This window comes from Paenibacillus sp. J2L1-98 (assembly GCF_056269405.1).
This window is the reverse complement of sequence record NZ_JBWDNW010000017.1, coordinates 48,042-74,071: the sequence shown is the minus strand read 5'-3', so window position 1 is coordinate 74,071 and position 26,030 is coordinate 48,042. Positions and strand designations below refer to the sequence as shown.

Here is a 26,030-nt window from a genome sequence, read left to right as displayed (position 1 = left end):
AGAAGACATTTGCGGATTAAGCATGTTATTTTTGATTTCGATGGAACATTATCGGATTCCTTGGCTATTGTTGAACATTGCATTGGCCAGATTTTCTTTCAGTATGATGGGAGGGTATTGAGCAGGCGTGATTTCTTGGCGATGTGCGGTCCATCCGAAACCGGGATAATTGAAAGGTATTTGCTTAACACAAGTAAAAAGAAGGAAGCTATCCAAACTTTTTTTGAACTTTATGAGAAGTTTCATGATCAATATGTAAGCCATTATTTAGATATTAATGGAATATTACAGAAACTTAGTAAAACGGACTCAAAAATCGGGCTATTTACCGGTAAAAATAGAAAGAGTCTGGATATTTCATTAAAGAAGCTTAATTTCGATGTGACGTTTGACGTCATTATAACAGGGGATGATGTAACCGAACATAAACCTTCTCCTGAGGGATTGCTAAAAGCTATGTCTGTTATACGTGCTCGCAGCGATGAGACGTTGTTTGTTGGGGACAGCGATGATGATATTAAGGCGGGATATGCTGCACAAGTAATTACAGTTGGTGCACAGTGGATGCCGACGAGACAATCGATTGGATATAGCCAACCGCCACATTATAAATTATCAAGTATTACAGATCTCCACAAGCTTTTTAAACAATGTATAATTGGATATCCATCCTAACCGTTACTTTTTTTTTACCTCTGATGAAGCAGAGTTGGTTATAAAGAGCATAATGCGTTAAAATAGATAATACGGGCAACTGTAGAACGACGTACAGAATTTTATCATTTCTGCTTCACAGGGGGATGCGTTAATGAAAATAACCATACATGATATTGCAAAAAAAGCGGGTGTTTCTTCCAGCACAGTCTCTAATGCCCTTAATGAAAAAAAAGGCATAAATGAAGAAACAAAAAAACTAGTGAAGCAAATTGCTACGGAGCTTGGTTATTTGAAACCTCAATCAAGTAAGAACGATAGTATTAAATTTGTCATATATAAAAGAAGCGGTACCATAGTTACTGATACTCCATTTTTCTCGGAGCTTATCGCAGTCATCGAACAAAGTTTTACGAAACATGGCTTTGACACCTCCATCGTCCATATTACAGGATCTGAACATACCCACGAAACCATTCGTAAAGCGTTACATGGAGAAAGTTTATTTGGGTTATTAATCTTGGCGACGGAAATGTTAGAGCAAGATATTGAAATGTTCGAAGATATTGGATTGCCAATGGTTCTCATTGACAGTAGATTTAAACATAGAAGTATCGATTCGGTAACCATCAATAATTATGAAGGCGCATATTCAGCAGCGGTTCATTTGATTGAACAAGGACATACCCAAATTGGCTACATTCGTAGTTCATTTAAAATTAATAATTTCTGTGAGCGTAGAGCTGGTTTTGAAGACGCACTCAAGGAACGTAATATAGCACCAGAAAATAAATTTGAATACTTCCTTGAACCGTCATTTGAAGGTAGTTATCGGGATATGAAGAAAATACTTAATGAAAACAGAGAGCTACCGACAGCTGTATTTGTTGATAATGACGTTATCGCTTTCGGGGCTATTCGAGCGATCAAAGACCATGGCTTAAATATTCCTAATGATCTCTCATTGGTGGCTTTCGACGATATGCCATTTTGTGAAATCAGCGACCCGAGATTATCTTCAGTCAAACTTTTTCCAGGAGAAATGGCCAATGCTGCAGTCAACAGACTCTTATACAAAATTCAGAATCATGACAAAACGATCCATAAGGTTGAGGTAGGGATTAAGCTGATCGTCAGGGAAAGCGTTAAATCCATTAAGAATTAATGATTTAAAATTCTTTTAGTTTTAAATACCAAATATCCCATAAATAGATAACGGAAGGCCGCTTAATAATCATCTTAAAGTGTAGTGGCTTATTTGGTATACACTTTTATTGTAGTAACGTTTGTGAAAATATAGATACGCTTGAGTGCTGGGGTAGTGAAATCAGAATTGCTGCAGTAAATCGTTTGCTTCACATTATTACAAACGACGATAGAGCTGTCCATAAAACTGAAATTAATACTACACTGATAATACGTGAAAGTGTGATGTCTATCAAATCTTAAACGGTGCGTAAGGTGCGAAACGGCCGACGTTTTAGAAGTAAGGTTCCATTACCGTAATTATATATTGGAAATTTTGGAGTGCAGAGAACCATTCTTTGGTTTTTTGCGCTTTTTTTTGACCTAATCTGTATATGAGTCTTATAGAGGCTCTCAAATCGGAATATCTCTGCACTTTTTAGCGGATACTACAAACATGCCAGGTAGATTCTTACTCATATTTTTTTCAGTTATACTGGATACAATTTAAAATATTAACTCAAGATTTAATTAACAGGAGAGTGTGATATGGCAGAAAAGCCTGCGTATTTTGAGAACTTCCCTTTTAAACCTTCGGAAAAAAAACCGTTAAAAATGTCTAGAGAACAGATGAAGATGTTTATTTACACCCCGGAAAATCCATATGCCAGCGACTTAAATTGGTTAATTGCAAGTTTGGATAAACTAAGTGTAGGCATCTTTCAAATACCGCCAGGAGCATCTTTCGATCCACCGGACATTCATGCAGGTGATGAGGTTTACTATATTTTAAACGGAACGCTTCATGAATTGAATCCGAATACAGGTCTAACACTTGAGATCAATAAAGGCGAATCTTTATTAATTCCCGAAGGTGTTTACCATAAAGCCTATAATTTCGGGGATGAAGTGCTCACTATCTTATTCGCCATTGCCCCTAAAGTTTGGCTGAAAGAAGGACCTCCATCTGCATTTCCAGGGAAGATGAGAATATTTACAAAATTAATCGAAGAGGTGAATTAGATGAGTGGCTTTGGAAGCAATCGCAACAACAAGAATCGAATGATATTAATATGAGTGAGGTTCCTGAAACATACCTTATGGTCAATCCATATGACGTACTGAAAAATGAAATATCATATTGGGAAGGGGTTAATTTATTCGATCCTGGGTGGATTCAACAACGCTTTGGAGAAAAAGGCCCTTTTAAATAGCTCGACGGTAACTGTCGGTTGACAAGAACATATATGCTTAAAAGTCGCGGAAAAGCGACTTTTTTTTGTTATAACGATATATGTTCTAGTCAAAAGCTAATGACAAGAACATATATCGTTTGCCGATTGAGGACAAGAACATATATCGAATTACGTAACCGTGACTATATCTGCAGCGGATTTCGCACTCGGACCGTCTAATAAGGTGAAGGTGGTGATCACGTGAAGCCGACCGGCAGTCGACATAAGGATGATTTTGCGAAAGACCCCACGCAAGCACTGGAGCAGCTCATGGACGAATTCGGCACGATTGTCATACGGACCGCGTTTTTCTATACGGGCGATGCTCATCTTGCCGAGGATATTAGCCAGGAGGTCTTCCTGCGCGCGTACCGAAAGTGGAGCACCTTCCGCGGCGACAGTGCCGTCAAGACGTGGCTGACGACGATCACAGTCAACGTATGCCGCGACAAAATGAGTGTTCTCATGTTCACGGAACAGCCGACCGAGCCAGACAAGTTGGAGCTCGGCCGAACGATCAGCGTGGAAGATGAGGCGCTCGAACGGCTGAAGAAGAGCGAAGTGCTTCAGCATGTGCTTCGCCTACCGTTACCGTATCAGGAAGCGTTGTACTTATATTATTACGCGGACCTCAACACGCGGGAGATATCAGAAGCAATGAGCACGCCGGAAGGAACAGTACGCAACAGACTGCATCGGGCGCGAGAAATGCTCGCCCGCGAGATAGGTAAGGAGGGAACCATTCATGACGGATAGGGATCATGAGCTGCGTCAACAGTTTAGAAAGGAGTCTGATGAAATGTTATTTTCGAGTATGGAGATGAGTGAGCAACTGAAGCGGAAGATTCGTCAAGAAGCGGCCGCTGAGAGGGCAAGGCGTAAATGGACGCTTGCGAAATCATGGAAGGTGGCGGCGGTGGGGCTGGTGGCAGCGGCCATAATCGTTGTGGCCATCCCGATTCTAGAACCACCGAGCGCTCCGGCGCCTGTGGACAGTACGACGGAGAATGTATCTCCTGCACAGATGAACGGAGGCATCGCCGGTTCAGATGTAACTCAATTGACGACAACGACGCTTGGTTCGATCGAAGAAGCAAAGGCGTCTTTTGGAGAAGGCCTGCTGCTGCCGTCTTTTGTACCGAAAGGGTACACCTTGACGGAGATGGTAGCAGTGGGGATGCCGGGTCAACCAACTAGAGATATCACTTTTACGTATACGTCGGGCGAGCATACGGTGACATTCTCGGCCAGCCGCATGGCATCCGTCTATCCGGCCGAGCTATTTACGAAGACGAAAGTGGGCGAAGTGGACGGATTCGTATTCGAACAACCGGGCATGACTGAATTGTTCTGGACGATGGAAGATATCCATTTTGGCGTAACCGGGTCAATCGCGGGAGATGAAGCGATGAAGATGGCGTTGTCGGCAACGCTTTAAGTGAGAAAAGCTTTTACCTCGAAGAAGCAGATACCGTCAATGCTGGCAGCTGCTTTTTCGAGCTAGTTCTTACATCGAGTTTGACCATGTCGAATGGTAAGCACATATATGTTTAAAATTTCGCGTAACTGCGGCTGACAATACTACTACTTAATTGAAATATGAAGTTGCCTCACAACTTAGTATTCGACTATCTCGTGATGGATATAATGGCGATATTACCACCTATAATGCTGGGAAAATTGGCGGATCGATTACTCGCCGCTTAGTTGAAATTGCTGAACAACAACTTGCTGGAAAAACTAATAATCTTCGTAATGGACATGGTATTATCTAACGAACTGGAAAGGAAAAACACTTCAGATAACAAAAAAACGAAAGGCCCCCTAGACAATGAGAGCACTGCAAAAGACTTCCTTTTGAGTAACAGTGAGCTTCAAATTGGAAATGTAATCGAGAATACTAAAAAAGCAGCTCGTTCCTCATGCGAGGGCGGGCTGCTTTTGCTCGACTAGCTTTACCATCCGTTTCACATTCACAACAAACGCGGTGAGATACGTCTGTATTCGCATGCGAAATAGACCCCTGTATTTGGCTGTTGCCATACCGTGGAACCTCTTCATCTCTGCACTTTTGTGTTCAATAATCGGTCTGCGCTTAATACGCTCTTTAAACGTATCGCTAAGCTCAAACTCGATCTGCTCCTTGAAGTGCTCCGCAATGATGCGAATCGAGTATGTCTTGCTTTTTGAGTTTGGTTTGTAAAAGCCTTCGCTCAGCGGACAAGTCTTGCACTTCTCAACATCAAAATAAAACACAAGGGAGCGGCTCTTTCCGCTCTGTTTACTTCCTTGCATTGCTTTCCGAGTGCTATGCTGACCAGCAGGGCATATCACAAAATCCGCATCTTTGTTGTATTCAAACCCTTCTTGACTCTCGCCTCCATGATGAACAACAGGGTTTAGCGGAACGACAGGCTGAATCGATTCTTCTTTCATCTCCGCTAGATTATCTTTGCCAGAATAAGCCGTATCTGCAATGATTTCCGTTACCGTAATTCCGTTTGCTCGCGTCTGTGGCAACAGCAAGGGTAGTTGTTTTCCATCATCGTTGCTGCCGGGTGTGACTACGACCGCTGTAATAATCTCTTCTTCCGTCATGGCTAAATGCTCTTTATATCCAAAGAAGGATTTGGTTTGGCTTTTCCAAGCGAATCGTGCGTCTGGATCAATGGCAGAAAGAATGCCTTTATGGGATAGCAGTCGTTCGTCTTCTACGATTTGTCTAGCGATTTGAACCTTGTCGCTAATCGCTCCTTCATGATCGGGCAGCAGTTCCTCTACGGTTTCACCCAATTTAGCCAAGTAATGTAGCATGATCTGCGCTCCGTCTTCTTTCTCACTTTTTATACGTGGTAGGGCTGGGAGCTTCTTTTCCAGCTTCGGATGCCGTTTTACAACCGCTCGCAGAAGACGTTTGGCAGCATCCCGTAACACGTCCAAAGGACGCTGCTTTTGACTTCCGGCTTGGGTATGAGTGGCATCTAAAATAATGGTTTTACTCTTAATGAGTCCTTTCTCCACACATTGACTTTGCTACCCAGCTTATCCACGCTTTCGCACCGACTGGACCATGCCGAAAGCCATCTAGGTATTTGCCGATCATCAGTGGACGGGAATATCGATAACTACAGAGATTTTAGACATATGCAAGAGAAATGAAGATTCTCTTGATATTTTCTAAAATAATTTTACTGCGAAAGTCGAGTTTACAGCTTATTTATGTAATGAAAAGTATCAATTATTAGAGGTAAAATAAAATTAGTCGGAGTACACACATCTGCGAGACTCCTACGGAGTTCCGCCTTGGTGTGTAACAAATTGAAGGAGGACGCATATGGCGCGGCAACGAAAGGCAGAAAAGTCCTTGATGCAGGAATTAAAGAAAACCCTTCATTCTCTCACGAAACCAAAACGCCTCTCCAAGAAAACAAAGAGTCGGAAAGCCACCTCTACCAAGGCGACAACTAAAGCCAAGGTCGTAAGTACCCTAGAATTGCAGAAGAAATTGGAGCAGGATTTAACCCGGAAAATGACGCAAGGTATGCAAAAGATAAAAAAGGAAATGGAAAAAGACCTCATGGAAAAATTGGCAAGCAAGAAGGCTAATATGAATAGTGATGAAGAAGTTTCTTCCGAAGGCAAGAAAACGAGAGTGCGAAAAGTCTCCAAAGACGTGACTACAGGAAAGGCATCCTCCAAAACTACAAAGGGGAAATTTAAACCGAAAACGGATTGTACATTACTTAAATTACTTACTTTATCCGACAGTCTAGAACGCAGAGTAGTCGTCGGCTACGAGGTTTTTATATAATAGTAGCCAGGAGATCTGGGGCATTGACATCCATGAAGGTACCAAATTGGGCAGGTCTAAAAAGATCTTGGATACAAAAGTAAAAAGCCGTAAAGTTGGTCCGGAACGACAATACTATTTAGTGCATGTAACGGATGATGCTCTGTATTACTCTGATGAATACGCTAAAGCGGCCATAGATCGAGGAAGACTGACAATCATGAAATATACGCCCGAATTGGCAGACGCAATCAAGAACGCTTACGATTCAGGATACACAAACAATAGTAAATTGCCTAAACTAGGATAACGACTCGATCTTAAAGTTTGTTGTGATTAATAATGTGTGCCCTAAATATTTAATTTCGTAATAGATGATTGAATGTTGTAGCGGTTACGAGAGATCATACAATTGGAATATACGAACCAAAGGGAAGACAAATCCACAAAATCATAATTTTTTGTGAATGATTACATTACATTCTGATTTTATCCTAAAGTAGTCATTACTATTTTAGGAGGGACTTCATGAAAAAATTAGGTTTATTGATTTTAATGATGACACTTGCCATTTCCATCGCTCCGGCTTTTGGCTCGGCAGCGCAACCTGCTCTTGTGATCATCACGGAAGTTTATTACGACACCAATCTTTCCTACGAGCCTGAAGAATATGTGGCCATCACGAACCCTACCGGATCATCAGCAGATCTCTCGAACTGGGCGATTTCAAATGGAAGCTATGAAGTGAAATTCCCTTCCGGAACGTCTATATCGTCCGGATCCACCATGTACATTGCAAAGGATGCGTCGAAATTTAAAGGTGAAATGGTGACAATTGTCCCTTCCTTTGAATACGGAGCCGATAACGCCGCCGCCATACCTCAAATGGTTGTTTCCGGAACAGTGCCTACTTTCTCCAATGCCGGAGATGAAGTTCTCCTCAAGGACGGTACTTCAACAATCGTCGATGCGGTCCTCTATGGTACCTCAACCTATTCCTGTTCATGCTGGTCCGGATCGACGGTTTCCGATGTGAGCGAAGGTATCATACTTGTGCGCGACCGAGTCGAATCAACAGGGGAATGGGAGGATTCCAATACGGTATCAGATTGGGATGGGCTTCGCGTGTATCAGGCTGGCCAATCCCGATTTGATACGCCAACATTTACTTTCACCGGTGATGTAACCGTCTATACTTCACCTGACAGCAGCTACAGCACCTTAACGAACCTGTTAAATAGTGCAACGACTTCAATTGATTTGAATCTCTACGAATTCCACAACACCTACCTGCTTACCTCGTTGGAAAACGCGATTGCCCGAGGGGTTACAGTCCGGGTATTCCTCGAAGGTCAGCCTGTCGGCGGACTGACAGACCAATCCAAATACGTTTCCCAGCAGATCGTGAACGCCGGTGGCCTAGTCAGGTATATCATAAGCGATACCGCCAATGAACGTTTTAAGCGGTACCGGTTCGACCATGCCAAGTACGGGATCATTGATGGACAAAAAGTATTTCTTCAGTCAGAAAACTGGAAAGAAACCGGTGTTCCGACGACTAACACGTATGGGAACCGGGGCTGGGGGATTATCATCAACAACGTCAATTACGCGAATTACGTGAAAAATGTTTTCGATGCGGATTGGAATGAAGGCTTCAAGGATAGCTTCCCGTATACGCCGGGCACTGCCTACGGTAAACCAAGTACGGGATTTATCCCTGATACGGCGAATCCAAGCGGTAGCTACGTGGCACCTTTCACCAGTCAGACGATTACCGGCACGATGAAAGTCACTCCCGTTTTCGCTCCGGATTCCACCTTTCTGAAGGAAAAAGCCATCATCGGGATGATGCGAAATGCGACCAAAACGCTTTATGTGGAGCAATTGTACATCCATAAACATTGGGGAAGCGCTGCTAGCGGAAGTCCGGCTACCGACCCAAACATTTATCTGGAAGGAGTGATCGACGCGGCACGTCGCGGAGTAGAGGTCCGCGTTATTTTGGACAGTGCATTCCTGGATGCAACGGATACACGTGACAATCAATATACAGTCCAATACATCAATGATACTGCAGCTTCCGAAGGGTTAAATATGAGTGCAAAGTTGATCGACTTGCCAACCACTCATTTGGAAAAGGTCCACAACAAAGGGATGATTGCTGACGGGAATAAAGTGCTCGTTTCCTCGATCAATTGGTCCGAGAACAGCCCGATAAACAATCGGGAAGCGGGGGTAATCGTAGAGAATTCGCAAGTAGCGAATTACTATGAGAATGTGTTCTGGTGGGATTGGAATGCCGGCCAAGGTACCTCGAATCCGGCGGGTATCAAAATATCGGAAGTTTATTACGATACCGTTGGCAACGATGATATAGAAGAGTATGTGGAACTGTACAATCCCTCTTCTTCCGCAGTCGATATTTCCGGTTGGACGATTAGCGACAATGCCGGTACTTTTACAATTCCTTCGGGCCATTCGATTTCGGCCAGCGGAACCTTTACGATCGCACGGAATGCAGGAGGCTTTAATGCTCTGTTCGGGAAGCAGCCGAGCCTTTCCGGTATGACACTATCGCTTTCTAACAGTGGGGATAAAATTACATTGAAAGATGGTTCAGCCAGCGAGAAAGATTTTGTTGCCTGGGAGAATTTTGTTTCCGGATGGAGTGTATCGGCCGTCACTGGAAAAACTATCTACCGTACTAATCCAAGTACTGATTCGGATACAAACGCAGATTGGACTTCCGGAACTCCAACTCCTTAATCTCTATAGGTCGCTCCAGTTAAAATATTCCAACGGGCAAAACAATTAGAGTAACTAGATATTTATACAGAGTCCAAATAGCAGAGAAAAAAATCGAATGATAAGAAGCATGAATAAAGCAGACTTGGGTCGATTAATAACGAGTCTGCTTAAATATGTTGCGTCTGCGCCAAATGTAAAATTTACGGCTCTTGTTGAAGAGTTCTGTGGCAACTTATTTTATAGAATTAGCTACTCTATACAAAAGCCGATATATAGATCGTGTATAACCGATGGTAGCTCACAATCGTTAATTACCACATTCTGAAAGTATGTTATAGTAAAAGATAACTAATCTATTGATAACGTGTGTGATAGGATGTGAGATTCGCCGTGTTCACGAAAACCAAGATATTTATAAGCTCGGTCACTCAAGATTCACTCCGGCAGCTGAGGGAAAATATGTGGGAGATATTGCGTGAGCTTGGGCACGAGCCGATGTTATTTGAACGAAACTTCGGGGCATGGGATTCCCACACTAATCCTGTTCTAAAATGCATTGAGTGCGTACGTGAATCAGATGCATTTTTACTATTCATTTCAAACAAGGCTGGCACGTTCTACGAACAATCACAACGAACCGTTACACATTTGGAGCTCATTGAAGCATGTGCCCGGCGCAAAACCGTTCTGGTGTTTGTGGACAGTACAGTAAAGGCAGAATATTTCGTCAAGGCGAAGGGGATAATAGAGACATATGTAGAGGCTTATAAAACGGAAACGTCCTCATTCCCAAAGGCATCGGAAATTGTTGCTGCACTTCGTGCTGCCGAGCTTTCTTCTCACGTCGATCCCTACGTTTGGTTTTTCCTCCATGACATTGTAGGGCGTGGCCTTTATTTTGAGGACTTAAACCTTGCTGTCACCCCTGACTGGAAATTGTATTTCAGTGACCTGTTGCGAAGAGGAATTCAATTGATGCCGTTTAAAGACGCGATTGAAACGAATGAACGCCAATTGGATCAATATGATCAGTTTTATGATGTCTTGACCAATGCCATTCCGAGTATAAATATCGATGGGTTTCGCAATCTCAAAGCCTTTTTGGAATCCTTCCGACGTTCGGTGTCTGGTGATATAGTTGAGCACGACTACGGCTTCGTTAAGGAACCAGTGGGCGCTTTCGATAAATGTTCGGCCGTTACCTTGTATGAGTTTCAAAACGACCGTATGGTGGTAATGGAAAAGACGGGTTCAGCTACTGGTGAAGATTATTACCTTCTGGACAACAAAGACTCTTTTGTTGCACTTACATACAGCAACCCGGAGCCGGATGATCAGGTATTCTTCAAGGAATCGAATTGTACCTTTTATTTTTGCCTCCGTCTCCCAAAACATGTAATGACATTTCACTTGAGGTGTGGCCCCGAATGGAATACAGACAAGTTCATGGCTTCCAAAGACAGTGTTATACGTGTTATAATTGATAAAAATGCATTGGCGTTTGATTTAGCGCGAATGCTGATAGGAGGGATGCAACATGGCGACTAAGGTATATGTATCATTGAACGGAGTAGTTACCGAAGCCGTAGGTACTCAGCCGAAGGATGCGCTACTGTTTGCGTCTTCTAAGAAAAGCGCGGCGCAGGTTATTCGTGAGCAGCGGGCAAATCGACGGAAAAACAGTCAGTTCATTAAAGAACGTCTTGACGAGGCGTTCAAAAGATAAATGATTTGTGTCGTATTGGTTAGAATAAACAGCGGTAGTCAAAGGGCATGATTTTTTAGTCCCAAGGCTGCCGCTGATTTTTTTGTTCATCCTTCCTCATTCAGTAACGGATGATCCCTGCTTTTTAACGGCGGCGCGGAAGGGGCGAGCGTGTTGGCCACGCTCCATTTTTGTATCGATCGGCGACGGCAGCCGAAACAGACCTGAAAACAATAATTATGGCCCTCCAAGTGATTAAAAAGGGCCATCTTTATTTTTATATTTAGAATCTTCTTGCTCCTGAGCCAAGGGATTGTTCTGCCATTTGAATTAAAGCTCTAGTGATGTTTCCACCAATCGTACCTGCATCACGAGTAGTCATATTCCCATTGTAACCATCTGGAGACCATTGAATTCCAAACTGTTGTGCTACCTCATATTTCATTTGGTCAAGAGCTGCTTGTGCTTGTGGAACGACTAAACTTTTTCTGCTCATGTATGTCACTCCTTTACTGGGTGTGAAGTTATTTTGTGGTTAGTTTTGTATATTATACATCCATAGTATTTTTGGGGCTCGTCAGGTGCTCACTTTCTGCATGGAATGAGCAGGCGGAGAACAGGAAAGGGCTCTTTTGCTTGCCTGTAGGGTTAGAAAGCTAAAAGACTCGCGATTGCAAGGAGAATCGGCGTCCAATCCGCTCGAGAGAAATTACATAATGTTCCACTTTCAAAAAGGACAGACGACCATGATCGAACGAATATGCATGGGCGCTTCCGTGAACGCTTCACATATGATTCCCCACGAACCGATACGATAAGCTCGGGATCTTCCAAGCTGTGCGGGTGATGACCAATGTCTCTTCCCGATTTCTACGAGGGTTCCTCTGTGCTCGCAATATCTCTGAACGATAAGAGCGCCGTTCTCGGCATACGGGACATGCTCGTCAGCGTCCCCGGCCACGTCCAGAATAGGAATGCCTGACGCTGCCAGTCGCGGCTGCCGGAGCTCTACCGGGAGTCGTTTTTAAAGATATTGGTGACTGAAACAGCGAGACAAGTACCAACAACCAGCAGCTGCCAACAAATCAACAAATCAAAAAAACCACAAGTGATCAAATCGCTTGTGGTTTTTTGATTCAAGAATAGACGCCCATATTATATTCGAATGCAAATGTAGCAAGGCCACAGGTCGATTTACGATTTACAGACATTTGTACAAAAACGAAAATTGGTTCTCTCAAACATTTCGGTTGTACGCCAGATGAACTGGCCTTAATGATTCTGAAAAAAGTAGCTGTATCCATAAACGTTCGAATCTGTGTAGGTATTGGACCAACTAAGATACTCGCGAAGCAAGCGACGGATAATTACGCGAAGAAGAATGATAGCGGCATATTCACTCTCGGACAAGAAGACGTAGAACGTGTACTTTGGCCGTTAAATGTTGATAAAATGTATAGGGTTGGTTCACGCATGACACGTGTACTTTATTTTTAAAATTGCCTAAAGAACAAATCGTATCTCCGTATTGAACTTGAAATTTTTCATTGCCAAATAGGGATCATGATGTTCAAGAATATATGATTCAGGAAAGGTGAAAACAAAATCAACAAGCACATTGATTATAGTGGAATGAGTACTTCTGTTCCGAAATATCTGATTGTTTAGATAAAGATGCTGAGAAGCTAATTGAAACTTTGAACATTTTCGATCATTTGTGTTAGAATGAGTGAAAAAAACTGGAGGTGCGATCATGCTACCCTTGCAAAGGAAACAAGCACTGTTAAACTACATATCCGAACATGGCGCTGCCACCATGAAAGAGCTGAGCGATCATTTTGGAGTATCGGAAATGACGATCCGCCGTGATTTGAACGTGCTTGAGAAGGAAAAGCACGTGCTACGTTCCCATGGAGGAGTGATCTATCGAGATTCTCTCTCCTCGGAAGAAGAACCGGATTTGGCCGCTAAACAGGCCCGCAATCAGGATGTTAAAGACCGCTTGGCTGCCTATGTGGCTGAACGATTTGTGCGAGATGGGGACGTGCTGATCTTAGAGAACGGAACAACGGTTTCCCGTATGGCAGAGCTTCTAGTGTCGTACGACCAGTTGACCTTGCTTACGAACGGAATGGAAACGTTAAGTCGCTATCGCCCACTTGTATCGGATAGAAATACCATCATTTGCTGTGGCGGCATGCTAAGGGAATTATCAGGAACCTTTGTCGGACCAGTCGCGGAAGAATTTTTCGAACGGTATCATGCAGATACCCTGTTTTTATCCGCCTTGGGGTATTTATCCGAAGGAGGCTTTACTGATCCTAATCTGCTTGACACGCAAGTAAAGAAAGCGATGATCCGTTCTGCCAAAAAGGTCGTTATGCTCCTCGACTCGTCCAAGATCGGAAAAAGATTTTTCTCGACTGTGGCTCAACTTACCGATATTGATGTTTTTGTTACGGATCAAGGCATAGGGGATGAGGACAAGAAGCACATCGAAGAAAGCGGCGTGGAGCTACATATCATCTAGATGATAAATAATGATGTTCATTTGTGTTAATTTATGATATATTATGATAAATTAATGCGAAGGAGCTGTGAAATTACATGAAATCTTCATACAACAAGGAGCCATCCATCACGATTCGAAATTGGGAGCATGAAGCTTGGTCGGGCTATAAGGCGATCGGGGATACGATAGGTGCGTCAATTGCGAATAAGAGGAAGAAGAAGGCGATCGTCATTGTGGAATGTTACCCTGGCGTCAGACAGGAGGAAATTCTCGAAGGATTGGCAGTCTCCCTAAAGCCGAATATGATTGTCAGATCTGAAGAGGCAGCACTCGACCCATTAGAGGTTGATCGCAAAGTCGAGCGTTATATGTCGGACGATCGCGTATTCGGGTACATGGCGCCGTTCAATATAGATGAGTTTTACCAGCCGGATAAAGTCGACAAATTACGTAGTAAGATAGCAGCGATGGATGACGGGATTATCGTGGTCATCGGATTTGGAGCCTCACTTATCGCCAGTGGTGACGTTCTTATCTACGCGGACTTAGCACGTTGGGAAATTCAACTTCGCTTCCGAGCGAAGGAGATGGGCAACTGGCGGACAAGTAAAAGAGAAGATGATACTCTTCGTCTCTACAAGCGCGGCTTCTTCTTTGAATGGCGCATGGCGGACCGGCTCAAGAGATCTCTAATCGATCGTATCGATTACTATCTGGATTCGAATACTAAGAATGAACCTAAGATGTTATCCAAGCAAGCGTTGTTCGCCGGGCTTTCTCAGACCGCAAGCCAGCCGTTCCGGCTCGTACCCTACTTCGACCCGGGAGTATGGGGCGGTACGTGGTTGGAGTCTAACATAGATCTACCCCAAAAAAATCATCCATACGCATGGGGTTTCGATGGTGTCCCGGAAGAAAACAGCCTTTATTTTCAATACGGATCTTTGCGTTTGGAGATACCTGCCATCAATCTAGTCTTCTTCGAATCGATTAAGCTGCTGGGGGAGAAGGTCTATTCGCGCTTCGGTGCTGAATTCCCGATTCGGTTCGACTTCCTCGATACGATAGGAGGACAGAACCTGAGCTTGCAGGTGCATCCGACTACTGACTATATCCGCGAGCAGTTCGGCATGTCTTATACGCAGGACGAAAGTTATTATATTCTTGATGCCGCGCCAGGGGCAGAAGTGTATCTAGGGCTTAAGGAAAACATCGATCCCGCAGCCATGATAACGGATTTGCGCAACGCACAGAATGGGGAATGCTCGTTTCCAGCGGAGGAATATGTCAATGTATATACCGCAGCCAAGCACGATCATTTTCTCATCCCGGCAGGAACGGTCCATTGCTCCGCATCGGGCTGTATGGTGCTGGAGATTAGCGCTACGCCTTATATTTTCACGTTTAAACTATGGGACTGGGATCGGCTCGGTCTCGATGGGCTGCCTAGACCCGTTCATGTGGAGCATGGGGCCAAAGTCATTCAATGGAACCGGACTACCGAATGGACGACGTCAGAATGCGTGGGCCAGATCGAAAAGGTGGCGGAAGGTGAAGGATGGATAGAAGAGCGGACGGGTCTGCACGAGCTCGAATTCATCGAGACGCGTCGGCACTGGTTCTCGCTTCCTGTCATTCACGAGTCGAACGGAAGTGTTCATATGCTGAACCTTATCGAAGGCGAAGAGGCGACCGTTGAAAGTCCTGATGGATCGTTCGAGCCATTTGTGGTCCGATATGCGGAAACTTTCATTGTCCCTGCTTCCGTCTCGACCTACTTGATTCGGCCAAGCGGTAAAAGTGAAGGGAAAACCATCGGTACGATAAAAGCTTATGTCAGAGCTTAGGGGGCAGCTTAAATTGAATTCTTCTATTATTCTGGCCTTCGATGTCGGAGGAACGCAGATCAAGGCCGCGGCGGTATGCGGAGGAACGATTCTCGGGCCGAGCATCGCGCATTACGATTCTCGAGCCGAATTAGCCGCAGATGAGATCATCAATAACTTTGCTAGGATTGTTAAGGACGTTATCTCCAAAGTAGAGCAAGATAACCAGCGGATTAGCGGACTTGGTATGGCGTTTCCCGGTCCTTTCGATTATGAAAACGGGATAAGCCTCATTCGGGACTTGGGCAAATTTGATTCCTTATACGGGCTTCCTATCGGAAAGATGCTAGAGGAAGCGCTTCACTCTGATGCTACCGTGCAGGAGAGGATTGCCCCGGAGTTCCGCATCACTTTCGGGAACGACGCCTCATTGTTCGGCCTCGGCGAAGCCGTCTACGGGGAAGCCCAAGGCGCAGACAGGGTCGTATGCTTAACAATCGGAACGGGGCTCGGCTCCTGTTTTCTGGAGCATGGACGCTTGGTGAAACAACGGAGCGACGTTCCGGAAAACGGTTGGTTGTATGAAGTGCCCTATCGAAACGGGATTGCGGACGACTATATCTCCAAAAGAGGTATTATTCAATTGGCTTTGGAACTGGGGATGGATTTGAGAGGTCGTGACGTACGCGAGTTGGCGAATTCCGCTATATCCGAAGAGCCTGGCGCGAGACAGCTTTTTGAGCTATTCGGTCAGCGAATGGCCCTCATTTTATTACCTGCTCTACGTGTATTTGTCCCTGACAGGATCATTCTAGGCGGCCAAATCTCTAAAAGCGGCTTTTTGTTCGCTCACACTTTTCAAGAGGGATTGGCTTCGCAGGGCCTTAGGACGGATGTTTTAATAAGTCAAGATACACTTACAAGCACTTTTAAGGGGATTTATGATTACGTCAGAGGATGAATTTTTTGCATATATATGGTAGTGGAAAGAGGAATTGGCAGAAAATCGCGGTATGAGCAATCAAATGGTTCTCCAAAACATTGAGAGGGTAGTTCTAATAGAATGAAATTAGAGGCTATCCTCATTTTTTATTGGAGAGGTATTATGGGTACTGTAGGTTTCGTCCGCATGCAGCGCCTCCTGCTTCAGCAGATGACACTTCATCTCTGCCACGATGGGAAGCGGCCATTGCTCCGCGCCGTAGATCATCCAGGTCGCCATCGTTTGCCGCGACAGCGGATAGCCCAAACGGGCCCATTCCTGTTCCTGGTGGTACAACGGCTGGCTGCCCACGTATGTATTTCTGGCACATCACATGCGCCATCGCCGATGAAGATGCCATGCTGCCGGGGTAGACAGGCTTTGGCATCGGTGCCGTGATGATCGGCGTTTGTAGTTCATGGCGCTCGCAGTGGCGGCAAGCAAACACCTGCCGTACATGCTCCATCACCTTGACTTGCGGCGGCACGACGGCGATTTCACGGCGGGTCTCGGTCGTCATTTCATGTAGCGCTCCGCCGCAGCAACCGCAGACTTTCTCCCTTCGGCAAGGGCATACGCCACCGTTTCTACCGGCAGCTTCGGGAGGTCCGCTTTCCGCTTGCCGCTCGTTTTGCTTGATATAATGAAATTCACTTTAGTACAGGATGGGATTTTAGAGAGGAGAAAACGCATATGGGAATACCCTACAAAAATGAACAAGTAAGCATGAAATTTGTGACGCTTGTTTCCATGATATCCGCTCTTGGCGGATTATTATTCGGCTTCGATACAGCAGTCGTATCGGGTGCCGTCGGATTTATGGAGGATCGGTTCGATCTATCTAAGCTGCAGGTTGGATGGGCCGTATCAAGCTTAATCATCGGTTGTATTGTAGGGGCGGCCATGTCAGGCATTTTGGGCGATCGCTTCGGACGAAAAAAAGTATTAATTATTGCAGCAATTTTGTTTATTATTAGCTCGATTGGAACTGCCATACCTGAAACTTTTTCCGGTTTTATTATCGCTAGAATCATTGCAGGAATCGGGATCGGCATTACTTCCACGCTATGTCCGCTCTACAATGCCGAGATTGCTCCCGCGAAATACCGCGGCAGGCTTGTTGCACTCAATCAGCTCGCTATCGTTAGTGGAATTTTTCTTACGTATTTCGTTAATGTGTGGATTTCCGGATCAGGCGATGAAGCTTGGGGCGTAGCCTCCGCTTGGCGCTGGATGTTTGGCATAGGTGTAGTACCCGGCTTGCTGTTCTTAATCCTCCTGTTCTTCGTGCCCGAGAGCCCAAGATGGCTGATCAAACAAGGAAGAGCAGCGGAATCTCTGCCTATTTTATTGAAAATTCATGGCGAGGAACTTGCCAAAAAAGAAGTCATTGACATTAAGCAATCCTTCGAGGAGGAAAGCGGTTCTATTCATCAGCTTTTCAGTCCCGGACTTCGTATTGCTTTGCTCGTTGGTGTAGGATTGGCTGTTCTTCAGCAGGTTACAGGCATTAATGCTGTCATGTATTATGCCCCAGAAATATTCAAAGCAACGGGTGCCGGCACGAATTCTTCACTCATTCAGACCATATTGGTTGGCTTCATTAACTTCGTGTTTACCATTGTGGCCTTGTGGCTCATTGATAAAGTAGGACGTAAAGCGCTGCTCCTCGTCGGTACAGCTTCGATGGCCATATGCCTGCTGATCATCGGCGCAGCTTTCCATACCGGACATGCCGCAGGTCCGCTCGTGCTTGTCTTCATTTTGCTCTATGTCGCTTCTTTTGCGATATCGCTTGGTCCGGTCGTTTGGGTCATCATATCTGAAATATTCCCGAACCGTATCCGCGGAAAAGCGACAGCGATTGCCACTATGATGCTTTGGGCAGCGGATTATCTGGTTTCGCAAACATTTCCGCCACTGCTTAGCTCCGCAGGTCCTGCATCTACGTTTTGGATTTATGGCAGCATGTCCTTGATCACCCTTTTGTTCACCTGGCGCGTTGTTCCGGAAACAAAGGGTAAATCGCTCGAAGAAATTGAGTCTTTATGGTCTTCTACAAATGGGGATTCAGCTTCCGTTATCCCAAAACTTGACCCTAAATAAGCGAATCTGCTCGACTAAAAAAGAAGCGTAAGGTATTTAAAGCTCCATTATTCTTTATCCAGAACGGTAAATACATCCGGTAGGAAGCAGATGGAGCAATTATAATTACAGAAGAAACGAAAAGGTGATAACTCTTAAGCCCCGAAATTGGATTTAAGTCTAGGTTACTTAACGTAGTAAGCTAGATGAAGAATCAGTGGAGGGGATTTTTTATGCAACGGAGACGATTTACGATCGAGTTCAAACAGCAAGTGATTCAAGAAGCGAAGGAAGTCGGGAATTCTGCACAAGTAGCACGTCGCCATAACATAAATTCGAAAATGCTTAACCGTTGGATGGAACAAGCAGAGCACACGGATTGGAAGACAACAGATTCTTCGGCTAAAGTAATCAGCGTCTATTCACCGTCACCACAGGAGTTTCGAGCACTTGAAGGTGAAAACAAACAACTAAAGGAGCTCCTAGGTGAGAAGGATCAGGAGATTGCCGTTCTTCGTGACTTGTAAAAAAAGCAGAACCCAGTTTATCGGACAGAATTGAAATAGCCGACAAATGGATTATGCTGGGGTATGCAGTTAGCCGCATCCTGCGGATCGTCGGTGTAAGCGAACAAATCTATTATTACAGAAAGAAACAGCCAAGCAGCCAGAACTCTGTAAAGCATAGAGGCGGTCGTCTTGTGCCTGGTTTCTCGATGACCCAAACAGGCATACCTATTAGTGACGGCCAGATCCAAGAATGGCTCTGTGAGCTATTAAACGGGAAACGTACGTGTATGGTTACCGCAAATTGACGATTTGCTTGCAGCGTGAGTATGATTTGGTGATTAACAAGAAGAAAGTATACCGGTTACTCGATGAGATGCTCCAGCCGCAGCGGCGAAAACGATTAAAGCATCCGCGCAAATGGACCAATAACCGCGAGATTAAGGCTTCGAACGACCTCTGGGAGATGGAAATCAAGTGTGGCTACATTACAGGAGAACAGCGCTTCTTCTACTTGCTGTGCGTCATTGATGTGTTAGACAGTGAGGTCATCGATTTCCACATGGGACTGTCCTGTGAAGGGAAACATGCAGCAGGATTGATTCAGCGTACCTTGTGGCAGCGACAGCTTTTTGAAACGAATCAGCGCCCTGTGATCCGTACCGATAACGGGCCACAGTTTATTTCTCATATCTTTGAGGAGGCATGTGCAGAGCATGACGTGACACACGAGAGAATTCCTCCAAAGACGCCAAACAAGAATGCGCATATTGAATCCTTCCACAGTCTGTTGGAAGCTGAATGTTTGCAGCGGTATGAGTTCAGCAGCTACCAGGAGGCGTACGAGATCGTGATGAAATATATTCGCTTTTACAACGAGCGGCGCATGCACGGAAGTCTATATGATTTGGCTCCGAAGCAGTTCCGTCAAGCGGTAGCTATGCAACAAGTCAGGCTAAAACAGTTAAAGTGTGAGAAAACGAAGAAAAGCTACGTCAACGTTAGTTTAAGTGACTGAGACTCAAATATTCGGGTGTTTAACCGATAAATAATGAAGATACTTAGAAATGTGATTCGATGTAAGCATTAGCGGCGATTCACCAGGCTACTACCAGTACGCCCTCAAATATTTGCAGTGGGATCAGGAGGTTCGCGGGCAGGTGGCAATCAATTACGGCATCGCCCCGGCCGTACGGTTTCTGATGCCGGGTCTGATGGAGTGGTTGTACGATACGACGACAGATAAGGACTATTTCTTCAATTCCATTTCCGGAGCAGGCTACCCGTATCCGCTGATCGGATACGGTAAGCAAGGCGTCTTGAACGAAGACGGCAGCGTAGCGATGGATCAAGAGGCTATTTTACTCGACTACTTCCAAAAAACGGACGTGTACATGAAAATGCTTGATCTTGACATGCTCGGGTTGTATTCCCATCCGTGGTCACCGTGGAATGACGAAGTTGACAACAATCTAATCAATACGTATATCATCCCGAATGTAGAGATGAAAGCGATGGTCGCCGATATGGGACGCAACGACGGCACGACGTCCGAGAATGCAAATCGGCTGTTGGATGACGGTGTCGCAATTTATCACGGCTTGACCCGCTTGCCTTCCCAAAATTATCCTCAAGCGGACAAAACGAAGGATGCAGCAGCTGTGGCCGCTCTGGTGGAAGAAATCCGTAACCGTATGAGCAATGGCCATTTCATGCAGGCGATGGCATATAGCTGGTACTACGGACCGGACCGCATCAAGCAGGCAGAAGATATTCTGAAGAAGGAAGGATATGAGTTTGTCACGCTGGACGACTACGATGCGTTGTGGAGACAGTCGCAAGTTAACACGGACTAGTTCAAGAAGCAAAAGGGAAGCCGGGCGTTTGTCCGAGGATAAGCAACATGAAGCATTGGTGGTCATTCAGAATCTGGCGTCTTCACAGGAAGAATGGCAGGAGGGCCATAGCCTGAATCCGCGAACGACCTATTCATTGGGCCAATTTCAGGCCGAGTTCGATACGAACGGATCGATTTGCAACCTGACCGACCGTAGGGGAAAAATTTTGGCAGATGAGTCCCATCGTTTGGCCGCTTTGTATACGAGACATTCGGTCTTGAACATTACCACCATTGGTATTGAAGCAAAAGTGGTTGCATTGATTTGGGATACTGTCAATATTAGCGTTTATCCCTCAGGTCTTATTCAAACACAACTCCAGTAGTGGATTAAGGGTTTACCCAAATAAATTAAGGGTTACCTGCTTTTTTTGAGCTTGCAAAAGTTGAGTTGGAAAATAATAAATTTTAATTTTTAAACTTAGATATTGATATAAATCTTTGTTCTTGGTAAACTAATATTAATTAAAAATCAATAAATCTTTTTGAATCGGATCTTTAAATGTTATGACATTAATACATGGATATTTGAAAATGAGGGGATAATTATGGAGCTTAATTTTGATAAGGGTGCTCCTCCGTTATATGCACAAATCAAGAGTATATTGTTAAGTAAAATTGAAGATGAGGAATTTGCCCATGGTCAAATTATTTCACCAGAATTAGATTTTGCAAAGAAATTCAAAGTAAGCAGAATTACCGTAAGACAAGCGATAAATGAGTTGGTTACAGAAGGCTATTTATCAAGACAAAGAGGAAAAGGTACTATAGTTATCAGAAAAAAAATTGAAGAAAATCTATTCAAAGTAAAAAGTTTTACAAATGAAATGGAAGAGAGAGGACTTAAACCTTCTACTCAATCTGTAATAATTGAACTACAAAAATCAAACAAGAAAGTGGCAAAAGCATTAAAGATCAATGAAAGTGATGAAGTATACAGATTATTTAGAGTAAGATGTGTGGACAATGAACCGCTTGTCGTTTTTGTAACATATTTAAAACGAGACATAAATCTTAGCTTGGACCCGGAAAACTATAGCGGCTCTTTATATGACATTTTAAAGTCTAAAAAAATTATTGTCAGTAAGATAAAAGAATACATCGAAGCAACAATAGCTGATAATAATTTAAGTCGCGCTTTAGATGTTGAAGTAGGATCGGCCATATTAAAAAGAATAAGGACTTCGTTTGATGCAAATTTAAATACCATAGAGTATACTGAGTCGTTTTATAGAGCAGATAAATATAGATATTTTGTTGAGACGGAGTAATGTTCTGAATGAATATTATGACAATATGACGTAACAGGTCTGTCGGTGAAGACGCTATTATTTCTGTGGGGGGTGATAAGTACGTTTGTAATCGCTTTATTCATACGAAAGTAGGTGATATCTGAGAGTACAGAGCGAGATTTTCTGAAATGTCTTTTTAAGAGCGTATTTTTTAAACTTAATAAAATGTCATACATTGTTACAATAAATCGTATTTGATTCCAGAGGTATTTTATGCAATGTTAACATGAGTTATGAGGTAAGATGAGTAGCGGGTGCTTCAAAAAATGCAACCCTTTAGTTAGATGGTTGGATAATCAGTCACCTTATTTTTTATTCATAAATGTTATGACATTATGATATTATAATCTAAAAAAGGGGGGCTCTAGAAGGTGAGGAAACAAGCGATTCTCACATATGATGTTGGCACGGGTTCACTTAAGGCTTGCTTGTGGAATTGGGACGGGCACATTATCGCTAGCAGTCAAGGGTCTTATGTCACGACATTCGGACCGATGGGGGAGGCTACGCAAAACCCGGAGGATTGGCTAAGGGCTGTTATCGAAACGACTTTAACCATTTTAGAACATCATTCGATCGAATATAAAATCGAGGCAATCGGTTTTACCGGGCATATGTCGGGCTGTCTGTTGACCGATATGAAAGGTCAGCCGCTTTACCCAGCGATGACGTGGCAGGATCGCCGTTATTCCGATGAGATGAAGCGAATCGAAGAACGGATTGCCCCGAGTGAATTCTATACGATTACGGGCCAGCGGCTTGATGCTGGTCTACCTATCTCCAAATTGCTTTGGATCAAGGAATATCACCCTCAACTGCTTGAAAACAGCCGTATCCTTCAGGCTCAGGATTGGTTGGTTAATCAATTCACAGGCAGCTTGGTTACAGATGTGACCAATGCGTCAGGTACCGGGCTACTGGCTATTGAAAGCTTGCAGTGGTCACAGGAAATTTGCAGACGGCTGGAAATCCCTTCGAGCCTATTGCCTGAAATCGTTCGACCTTCGTCGGTCGTCGGTCGGCTAACTTCCGAAATGGCTGCACGGCTGCATCTCGAAAACGGTATACCGGTCATTGTCGGCGGAGGTGACGGCCCCGTCAGCGCGCTTGGGCTTGGCATTACCCAAAAGGGGCAGGGATATTGCCAATTGGGGACGTCCGCGTGGGTTAGTACTTACCAGACTCAGCCGGTCAAAGAGTTCGCCAGCGGACTGATGACTTATACCTATGTAAGCCAAGAGCCGGGATATGTACCCACAGGTTCCATGCAATCGGCAGGACACTCCCTTCTATGGGCTCAAAGTGTTTTGGGGAAGGGGGCAAGGGGAAGGTATCCGCAGGCTTCACTACCCTACTATTTTCCATACTTGATCGGTGAAAGAAGCCCTTATTGGTTTAATGAATCCAGGGGCGCCTTTATCAATCTGGCTGCATCGCATACGTCTTCAGAAATGCACTTAGCCGTGATGGAAGGAGTCGTCTTCCAGCTTCGTACGATTATCTCCCGGTTCAGAGCACTTGGATTACTCGATATCACGCAGCCGCTGTTATTTTCAGGGGGCATGGTTTCCAGCAGGGAATCTGCCCAGATTGTTGCTACAGCATTGGGGGAGGAGATTCAAGTGCTGGAAAACTCGATTTCTACGACAAGCTTGGGAGCTTTTTATTTGACCAAAGCGGCGCTTGAACAGAAGGATCCTTTGGTGCTGGCCGACCGCCCCGAAAGCTATGTGGTAACCGGACATGATCCTTCGGATATCGTATCCGGGCGGTATCATGAATTTATGAAGTGGGCAAAGCGCATTGCTAATGATGAATAACAGGAGGACAACCACAATGTATTATGAACATCGTACATCAAACTATGATAAGTTTCCGGTTGTGCAGATTTCGGGCTTCGATGATGAGGCATGGCAGGGGTATGACGACTTGGTTGAAGCACTGCTCCGTAAAGTGAGCACTATTCCCGGCAAGAAGATCGTACTATCATTCGATTTCTATCACGGGGTGAGGCATCAGGAAATATATGCCGGCCTTATTCGGCGCTTAGGTGCTGCGCATATTTATTTTGCCGAAGAAGCGAAACTGCCGGAAGAGGTGCTATATCCCAAGTTACAGCAAAACATTACGGATGACCGGGTGTTTGGCGTTCTTTCCTCGCATCAGTTGAATGAGTTCTTCGATATGGACAAAGTGGAAGCGATGCGCCAGTCGATTCTACAGGTCGAGGAAGGACTCGTGGTGGTATACGGGATTGGTGCATCGTTGGTGACGAAAGGCGATATTCTCGTTTATGCAGATATGCCCCGTTGGGAAATTCAACTTCGCTTTAGAAGCAGGGAGCTCGATAATTGGGGTGTAGGTAATTTTGAAGAGGATACGCTGCGAAAGTATAAACGGGCATACTTTATCGAATGGCGTGTGCTGGATAGACACAAGAGGAGCTTGTTCGACCAGATCGATTTTCTGCTTGACAGTTGTGTGAAAGAAAGTCCCAAAATGATTACCGGAGATGCCTTTCGTGGCGCATTGGATCAGGCCTCCAAGCAACCGTTCCGGTTGGTCCCTTATTTTGACGAAGGTGTTTGGGGCGGCCGTTGGATGGAAGAAGTTTGCATGCTGGAGCGTAAAATGAACAATTTCGCCTGGTGCTTTGACGGAGTTCCCGAAGAGAACTCTCTCAATTTGAAGATCGGAGAGGTGACCATCGAGATCCCATCGATGAATTTGATTTTTCGCAGGCCAAACGAGGTGTTGGGAGCGCAGGTCCACTCCCGCTTTGGGTTGGAGTTCCCGATTCGCTTTGACTTCCTTGATACGATGGCTGGAGGGAATTTGAGTCTGCAAGTTCATCCGTTAACGGAGTATATACAAGAGCATTTTGGCATGCACTATACGCAGGATGAGAGCTACTATATGTTGGATGCCGGAGAGGATGCATGTGTATATTTGGGGGTAAAGGAGGGGGTGACCAGCAACGAATTGATTTCGGCGCTAACCCAGGCTCAGAACAAAGGAGAAACCTTTGATGACGCTAAGTATATTAATAAGTTTTCAATAAAAAAACACGATCATGTATTAATTCCGGCGGGAACGATTCATTGTTCGGGTAGCAATGCGATGGTGCTGGAGATTAGCGCCACCCCGTATATTTTTACCTTTAAACTGTGGGATTGGGGTCGGGTCGGTCTGGACGGCGTACCACGGCCGGTTCATATTGAGCATGGAAAGCATGTCATTCAATATGACCGAAATGCGAAGTGGGTAGAAGAGAATTTGATTAATCGGGTCGAGTTGATCGCAGTAGGGGATGGCTGGAGGGAAGAACGGACTGGACTGCATGAACTCGAGTTCATTGAAACCCGCAGACATTGGTTTTCAAATGAGGTTACCCATCATACCGGCGGAAACGTCAACGTATTGAATTTGATTGAGGGCGAAGAAGCCATAGTGGAATCGCCAACGATGGAGTTCAAGCCATTTGTTGTCCATTATTCAGAGACATTCATCGTTCCGGCTTGCATTGGCGAGTATACGATTAAACCGTACGGCCGGTCAGTTGGTCAAACGATCGCCACGATCAAGGCTTATGTGAGAAGTTAAGGAGGGA

The 26,030-nt window shown here is 44.7% G+C and carries 22 protein-coding genes and 2 pseudogenes; 21 read left to right on the top strand and 3 right to left on the bottom strand.

Annotated features, from left to right (window positions below; translation table 11 throughout):
• Positions 1-9 precede the first annotated feature (9 nt).
• The 6 genes from AC0YNZ_RS23440 (at position 10) to AC0YNZ_RS23415 (ending at position 4,849) form a co-directional block, all read left to right on the top strand.
• Positions 10-675 (top strand): HAD family hydrolase, encoded by a 666-nt coding sequence (locus AC0YNZ_RS23440; protein ID WP_475828911.1) that lies wholly within the window; start codon positions 10-12, stop codon positions 673-675.
• A 133-nt stretch (positions 676-808) separates the two neighbouring features.
• A complete protein-coding gene (locus AC0YNZ_RS23435; RefSeq protein ID WP_475828910.1) occupies positions 809-1,819 on the top strand; it encodes a LacI family DNA-binding transcriptional regulator in 1,011 nt (336 codons plus the stop codon).
• A 569-nt stretch (positions 1,820-2,388) separates the two neighbouring features.
• Entirely contained in the window at positions 2,389-2,862 is a 474-nt protein-coding gene (locus AC0YNZ_RS23430; RefSeq protein WP_475828909.1) for a cupin domain-containing protein, read from the top strand.
• Between the two features lie 413 nt (positions 2,863-3,275).
• Complete coding sequence (locus AC0YNZ_RS23425) at positions 3,276-3,830, top strand: sigma-70 family RNA polymerase sigma factor (RefSeq protein WP_475828908.1); 555 nt, start codon at positions 3,276-3,278, stop codon at positions 3,828-3,830.
• A complete protein-coding gene (locus AC0YNZ_RS23420) occupies positions 3,820-4,512 on the top strand; it encodes a hypothetical protein (protein ID WP_475828907.1) in 693 nt (230 codons plus the stop codon). Before AC0YNZ_RS23425 ends, AC0YNZ_RS23420 begins: the two co-directional genes overlap by 11 nt.
• 154 nt (positions 4,513-4,666) lie before the next feature.
• Positions 4,667-4,849, top strand: a complete 183-nt coding sequence (locus tag AC0YNZ_RS23415; protein WP_475828906.1) for an alpha/beta-type small acid-soluble spore protein — start codon at positions 4,667-4,669, stop codon at positions 4,847-4,849.
• A gap of 145 nt (positions 4,850-4,994) precedes the next feature.
• On the opposite strand, the pseudogene AC0YNZ_RS23410 reads toward AC0YNZ_RS23415, so the two are convergent.
• Positions 4,995-6,101, bottom strand: a pseudogene (locus tag AC0YNZ_RS23410) (transposase); the annotation flags it as partial.
• 307 nt (positions 6,102-6,408) lie between these two features.
• On the opposite strand from AC0YNZ_RS23410, the gene AC0YNZ_RS23405 reads away from it, so the two are divergent.
• The 4 genes from AC0YNZ_RS23405 to AC0YNZ_RS23390 all read left to right on the top strand — a co-directional run bounded on the left by AC0YNZ_RS23405 (position 6,409) and on the right by AC0YNZ_RS23390 (position 11,341).
• Positions 6,409-6,885, top strand: a complete 477-nt coding sequence (locus AC0YNZ_RS23405) for a hypothetical protein (RefSeq protein WP_475828905.1) — start codon at positions 6,409-6,411, stop codon at positions 6,883-6,885.
• A gap of 507 nt (positions 6,886-7,392) precedes the next feature.
• Positions 7,393-9,633 carry a lamin tail domain-containing protein gene (locus AC0YNZ_RS23400; RefSeq protein WP_475828904.1) on the top strand — a complete coding sequence of 747 codons (2,241 nt, stop codon included), beginning with the start codon at positions 7,393-7,395 and terminating at the stop codon, positions 9,631-9,633.
• A 360-nt stretch (positions 9,634-9,993) separates the two neighbouring features.
• Positions 9,994-11,163, top strand: coding sequence for a DUF4062 domain-containing protein (locus AC0YNZ_RS23395; protein ID WP_475828903.1), 1,170 nt, complete (start codon positions 9,994-9,996; stop codon positions 11,161-11,163).
• A complete protein-coding gene (locus tag AC0YNZ_RS23390) occupies positions 11,153-11,341 on the top strand; it encodes a hypothetical protein (protein WP_475828902.1) in 189 nt (62 codons plus the stop codon). Before AC0YNZ_RS23395 ends, AC0YNZ_RS23390 begins: the two co-directional genes overlap by 11 nt.
• Before the next feature lie 262 nt (positions 11,342-11,603).
• On the opposite strand, the gene AC0YNZ_RS23385 is transcribed toward AC0YNZ_RS23390, so the two are convergent.
• Positions 11,604-11,816, bottom strand: coding sequence for an alpha/beta-type small acid-soluble spore protein (locus tag AC0YNZ_RS23385; RefSeq protein ID WP_475828901.1), 213 nt, complete (start codon positions 11,814-11,816; stop codon positions 11,604-11,606).
• A gap of 1,257 nt (positions 11,817-13,073) precedes the next feature.
• Here AC0YNZ_RS23385 and AC0YNZ_RS23380 point away from each other — a divergent pair.
• The 3 genes from AC0YNZ_RS23380 (at position 13,074) to AC0YNZ_RS23370 (ending at position 16,619) form a co-directional block, all read left to right on the top strand.
• Positions 13,074-13,850, top strand: coding sequence for a DeoR/GlpR family DNA-binding transcription regulator (locus tag AC0YNZ_RS23380; RefSeq protein ID WP_475828900.1), 777 nt, complete (start codon positions 13,074-13,076; stop codon positions 13,848-13,850).
• 77 nt (positions 13,851-13,927) lie between these two features.
• Positions 13,928-15,679, top strand: a complete 1,752-nt coding sequence (locus AC0YNZ_RS23375) for a class I mannose-6-phosphate isomerase (protein WP_475828899.1) — start codon at positions 13,928-13,930, stop codon at positions 15,677-15,679.
• Positions 15,680-15,692: 13 nt separating this feature from the next.
• Positions 15,693-16,619, top strand: a complete 927-nt coding sequence (locus AC0YNZ_RS23370) for an ROK family protein (protein WP_475828898.1) — start codon at positions 15,693-15,695, stop codon at positions 16,617-16,619.
• Between the two features lie 156 nt (positions 16,620-16,775).
• On the opposite strand, the pseudogene AC0YNZ_RS23365 reads toward AC0YNZ_RS23370, so the two are convergent.
• Positions 16,776-17,273 (bottom strand): annotated as a pseudogene (locus AC0YNZ_RS23365) (transposase); the annotation flags it as partial.
• A gap of 60 nt (positions 17,274-17,333) precedes the next feature.
• Here AC0YNZ_RS23365 and AC0YNZ_RS23360 point away from each other — a divergent pair.
• The 8 genes from AC0YNZ_RS23360 to AC0YNZ_RS23325 all read left to right on the top strand — a co-directional run bounded on the left by AC0YNZ_RS23360 (position 17,334) and on the right by AC0YNZ_RS23325 (position 26,023).
• Entirely contained in the window at positions 17,334-18,746 is a 1,413-nt protein-coding gene (locus AC0YNZ_RS23360; protein WP_475828897.1) for a sugar porter family MFS transporter, read from the top strand.
• A gap of 212 nt (positions 18,747-18,958) precedes the next feature.
• A complete protein-coding gene (locus AC0YNZ_RS23355; protein ID WP_475828896.1) occupies positions 18,959-19,252 on the top strand; it encodes a transposase in 294 nt (97 codons plus the stop codon).
• A 265-nt stretch (positions 19,253-19,517) separates the two neighbouring features.
• Positions 19,518-20,249: a transposase gene (locus AC0YNZ_RS23350; RefSeq protein ID WP_475828895.1), complete on the top strand. Its 732-nt coding sequence runs from the start codon at positions 19,518-19,520 to the stop codon at positions 20,247-20,249.
• 67 nt (positions 20,250-20,316) lie between these two features.
• Entirely contained in the window at positions 20,317-21,087 is a 771-nt protein-coding gene (locus AC0YNZ_RS23345) for a hypothetical protein (RefSeq protein ID WP_475828952.1), read from the top strand.
• 28 nt (positions 21,088-21,115) lie between these two features.
• Positions 21,116-21,454, top strand: a complete 339-nt coding sequence (locus tag AC0YNZ_RS23340) for a hypothetical protein (RefSeq protein ID WP_475828894.1) — start codon at positions 21,116-21,118, stop codon at positions 21,452-21,454.
• Positions 21,455-21,676: 222 nt separating this feature from the next.
• Positions 21,677-22,399 carry a GntR family transcriptional regulator gene (locus AC0YNZ_RS23335; RefSeq protein WP_475828893.1) on the top strand — a complete coding sequence of 241 codons (723 nt, stop codon included), beginning with the start codon at positions 21,677-21,679 and terminating at the stop codon, positions 22,397-22,399.
• Positions 22,400-22,791: 392 nt separating this feature from the next.
• Positions 22,792-24,240 carry a xylulokinase gene (locus AC0YNZ_RS23330; protein WP_475828892.1) on the top strand — a complete coding sequence of 483 codons (1,449 nt, stop codon included), beginning with the start codon at positions 22,792-22,794 and terminating at the stop codon, positions 24,238-24,240.
• A gap of 16 nt (positions 24,241-24,256) precedes the next feature.
• Positions 24,257-26,023, top strand: a complete 1,767-nt coding sequence (locus tag AC0YNZ_RS23325; protein WP_475828891.1) for a class I mannose-6-phosphate isomerase — start codon at positions 24,257-24,259, stop codon at positions 26,021-26,023.
• The last annotated feature ends 7 nt before the right edge of the window (positions 26,024-26,030 follow it).